Source organism: Aeromonas sp. QDB62 (genome assembly GCF_027705695.1).
Lineage (GTDB): Bacteria > Pseudomonadota > Gammaproteobacteria > Enterobacterales > Aeromonadaceae > Aeromonas > Aeromonas allosaccharophila.
The window spans coordinates 1-4,104 of record NZ_JAPDCD010000096.1; the positions used below are offsets into that span (position 1 = coordinate 1).

The 4,104-nt window shown below is 50.8% G+C and carries 4 protein-coding genes; 2 read left to right on the forward strand and 2 right to left on the reverse strand.

Annotated elements, in window-relative coordinates:
- Positions 1 to 281 precede the first annotated feature (281 nt).
- Positions 282 to 1,127 (forward strand): AraC family transcriptional regulator, encoded by an 846-nt coding sequence (locus OKC27_RS22475; RefSeq protein ID WP_003464995.1) that lies wholly within the window; start codon positions 282 to 284, stop codon positions 1,125 to 1,127.
- 29 nt (positions 1,128 to 1,156) lie between these two features.
- Here OKC27_RS22475 and OKC27_RS22480 read toward each other — a convergent pair whose 3' ends face one another.
- On the reverse strand, positions 1,157 to 1,675 hold the full coding sequence (locus OKC27_RS22480) for a YkgB family protein (protein WP_003464991.1): 519 nt from the start codon (positions 1,673 to 1,675) through the stop codon (positions 1,157 to 1,159).
- 730 nt (positions 1,676 to 2,405) lie between these two features.
- Between OKC27_RS22480 and sdhC the strand changes: the two genes are divergently transcribed.
- Positions 2,406 to 2,780 (forward strand): succinate dehydrogenase, cytochrome b556 subunit, encoded by a 375-nt coding sequence (gene sdhC / locus OKC27_RS22485; RefSeq protein WP_005005993.1) that lies wholly within the window; start codon positions 2,406 to 2,408, stop codon positions 2,778 to 2,780.
- Positions 2,781 to 3,640: 860 nt separating this feature from the next.
- Here the strand turns inward: sdhC and OKC27_RS22490 are convergent.
- Positions 3,641 to 3,907: a hypothetical protein gene (locus OKC27_RS22490; protein ID WP_003464988.1), complete on the reverse strand. Its 267-nt coding sequence runs from the start codon at positions 3,905 to 3,907 to the stop codon at positions 3,641 to 3,643.
- Positions 3,908 to 4,104: the final 197 nt, after the last annotated feature.

Sequence of the window (4,104 nt, forward strand, 5' to 3'; positions counted from 1 at the left end):
TTCATCGACCTGGATGCGCTCGTGGCGGGACTGGAGCTGGGCTGACGGAAATTTCTGGGATTCCGGCGTACAACCCCGTAAAATGGAAGAGTGAGCACTTGATTTGCTGGTGCTTTCAAACAACGGTGTTGTTTTTTTAACAGCCGAACTGGAAAGGGAGGCTGAGCTGCTCAGTGATCACTTTATCCGTTGGCTGATTTACGCCGGCATGTTCGCTACAGGCACTGAACGACAACGCAGATGGTATGGTCTGTGCGTTCTGACTCGTCAAGGATCGGCCAATGGATCGTTTGTCTAATTTGCTCTCGCGGTTCGGCGTGCGGGCCAATCTGTTCTATGACGGCGACCTATGCGGCTCTGCATCTTACGATGGCGCCGAGCGGCGAGGTTATATCCATCTGCTTCAGGCCGGCAGCGTGACGTTGCTTGGTCCCGATCGCAAGGATTTGCAGCTCACTCGCCCTAGCTTGATTTTTATGCCACGCCCCGCCAAGCATCAATTGTTTGCGGGTGAGTCCGATGGCGCAAAGTTGTTGTGTGCTTCCATGGAGTTTGAGGGCGGAATTGATAATCCTTTGTCGGCTTCATTACCGGACTGTTTGGTGCTCGCACTCGATGATCTGCCCATGCTGGCAGACACGTTGGAGTGGATGTTTGCCGAGGCGGCAAATGTGCATTGTGGAAGGGAAGCCGCGCTTGAGCGCTTATTTGAGCTCCTAATCATTCTGTTGCTCCGTTACCTGCTCGATCATCACCAGTTGCGCACCGGAATGATGGCTGGACTGGCCGACATGCGGCTTGCCCGATCGCTTTTACAGATGCACAACTCCCCGGAACATGCCTGGTCAATAGCAGAGCTGGCCAGTGAGTCAAATATGTCACGCGCTGCGTATGCCGTGCATTTCAAGAGTGTCATCGGACAGACGCCTGCTGATTATTTGTTGAGTTGGCGAGTTAGCCTGGCTCAGAAGCTGATGCGAGAAGGGCGCTCGATTACGCTGATTGCAGCTCAAGTCGGCTACGAAAGTCCTTCGGCGCTGTCTCGCGCATTTAGACGCAAGACGGGGTTGAGCCCTCGTGACTGGTTGAAAGATCTGGCGGGGGAAAATGATGGCAAAAAGGCCTAAGGCATTACTGCCTTAAGCCATTGAAAAAATTATGCATTAATTTTACGTTTTTCCAGTTCAACCAGCGAATGGCCTGCCACAAATATCGAAACAGCAAGCAACCCTAAGTCTTTAAGCAGAAACTGACCTGGCGCAACGGAAATCGCCGGAAACCCTAAACTAGGCTCAATGACGCCCGGAGTGGAAAACATAAAGCTAAGGGTTGTGAAGAACAGGCCTGCAGACAGAGCGCCTCCTACCACGGATAGTTTGGGCGACAGCATGCGGCCTGCGATCAGAGTGCCGATCGAAATCTCTAGTATGCCGAGCAGGCTGGAGAACATGTCGACCGAAAAAATGCTATACACCCATCCCAAAAGCGGGCTGTTGCTCACCAGTGGAACCAGGCCCTCGGCCTCGTAGTGGGTAAATTTCATGCCGCCGAACCAGAAGTAAATAATAGCGAGAGCCAAGTACGCGCCATAGATACCTAGCCCCATAGTTTTGGTTCCAAGCGTTAAGTGGGCCTGTACGCTGGACTTCGAGTTTTCAATGCCTATGGTTTTCATGTCTGAGCTTCCAGTAGTGAGTGAGAGTGTGTTGGCTGCCGAACGCCGTATGCGTTGGCGATGAGATGATTATGGCTGGCATCTCTAATCAAGAGGCATCAGAAAGTATTGATTTCAGTGCAGATCGTCTTGGGCGGTGCAATTCGCGATGAAGGGATCGCCGTGGAGAGCGATGAGTGCACTATTTCGATAAAGGAGTCGTTTTACATAGGTCGATGAAGCGCGTTGCGGCATCGCCTACTGTCATTTCTCAAATCTGACTATGGGGCTTGGGGCGAAGGGCGGCACTGACTAGGCTTAGAACAGCTACCAACTAGCCGCGCGGCCGCGATGCACAAAGAATGGTAACTGAGCCGTGAGTGCGGTGGGCGCCCGCATTTATTTCCAAACCCTACAGATACATCGATCTTCGACTTCAACCGGGCAGATAGCTGTTGCAGCAAGCCTATCAATCGACTTTGACGTGTTAAAGAGGATAGGTTTTCCAGGGTTGGGGAACAGCATGCCCTGCAGAACGACACACGTCACTTTTGTTAAATTAATAAGCTAGCTACCTATTGGGCATAACCTTGCAATTTGCTTCAATTTACGCACATGCACTTGCGACCTCAAAATGCAACGTAAGCCCCGAATATCTCCATTATTGTCGCCGCCAGCCTTAGTTACAGCTGCTATGATGAATGAGATCGAAAACTGAAATCCCCCACTAGAATTGTTGACTGGAGTCAAAATGAATAAAAAGCGGCCGGTTAATCTTGATATTCGAACCATTCAGCTTCCTCTCACGGCGCTTACATCGATTCTGCACCGGATTTCAGGAATTATGCTCTTTATTTTTCTGGGACTGATACTGTATATGCTGAGCAAATCGTTGGAGTCAGAAAAGGGTTTTAATGAAGTCAAGGAGATTTTTTCTTCACCTTTCGGCAAAGTTAGTTTCTGGTTGGTATACTCTTCATTTATTTATCATCTCGTAGCCGGAATTCGACACCTAGTTATGGATGTGGGTGTTGGTCATACTTTGAAAGGCAGCAATCGCGCCTCTACTATTGTTTTAGTAGTGTCGGGTGTTTTAATGGTTGCTGGCGCCGTATGGATTTGGTAGCTGTGGAGTCGTAATGCGTATTTACAAGGACTAAAAGCGTCCTTTAAAGCTAACTTACGAAAGTATTTATAATCGACGGTTCACGCTTAAACGGTTGAATCCTTTCGGGCTTCCGAATAGCTGTTAGCTGAAAGCTATCATGAGCTAAGTTTTCTGTGCATCATCAAATGTGTTAATGGGAGCGCCATAGTACTAGGTACAAATATGGCTCTAGGACAATGTTAGATGTTTTGGATTTTGAGGCGGATCGCTCTTATCGAAGATCGTCTAATTCGCTCTGAAGCGCAGGTTTTTTGAAACTATCACCTGGTTGGCACACTGTGCGAATCAACATCAGATATGAGAAAGCCAATCAGGTGAACACTACCCTCGAGGGCTCATCTGTCCAGTTAAAGCCTCGAGTCTTTCTGGGTGCGCAAAAGACAAGAAGGTTATATGGGAAAATTATGAGGCCTGGATACCATGCGTCATGGGCGTGCCGATGCTGTGAGTGACAGAGCGAGAAGCAAGTGAAAGTCCCTGAAGTAGGGGCGGGATGCGCCCGAGTGGCATTTTTTGTCTTAAGGTAGATCGCGTAGCTGTTCTTCAGAATAATCTTCAGAGCGTTGACGACAGCCATCGCTGTGCATTCCTCAAGAATAGAATGTGTCGGAAGGGTGGCGTCATTGGTGTTAGTCATCGCTTAGGATTTCTCAATCTGGCTTACACGGGCGCCTGTACCGATATCCCCGCGGATGGCGACGTATCGATGTTGAATTCCTCGCCAGACGAAGTGCAATGAGCTGCGGCTATAGGCTTGCGCAGCCTTAGATAGCCGGCCGTCGCAGGCGCGCCGGTTGGCCGGGATCTTCTTCTGCCCGTCAGGTGTCCGGTCGGAACTCCAGCACGAACGCTACGACCTTTTCGGCGGACATTTCGCACGGCTTCAACAATGTCCTATCTGATGTAACGCGGAAGAGGTTGAAGCTGACAATGTCAGTCCCGTCCAACTCCCTGGCGAACAGACTGTTGCGACGTCCGTCCCCAGATCGCCGGACGATCAAGCTGAAACGCCGGCCTTCATAAGTCCCTTCTCTGTATCCCTCCGCAAGCTTCGCGAAAGCGGCATCGAACTCGGAATGCTCCATGTCATCCATCCTTATTGATAGAACAGAGGCGCGGCGGGTGCGAGACCGCCAGTGCCGGGTCGCGCTAAGGTGCCGGGCAGATTCCTGCAGCCGACGAGGCCCGGGGTGGGCAGGATAATTGGGGTCGTTTGCGGGAGGGGGCGGAATCCTACGCTAAGGCTTTGGCCAGCGATATTCTCCGGTGAGATTGATGTGTT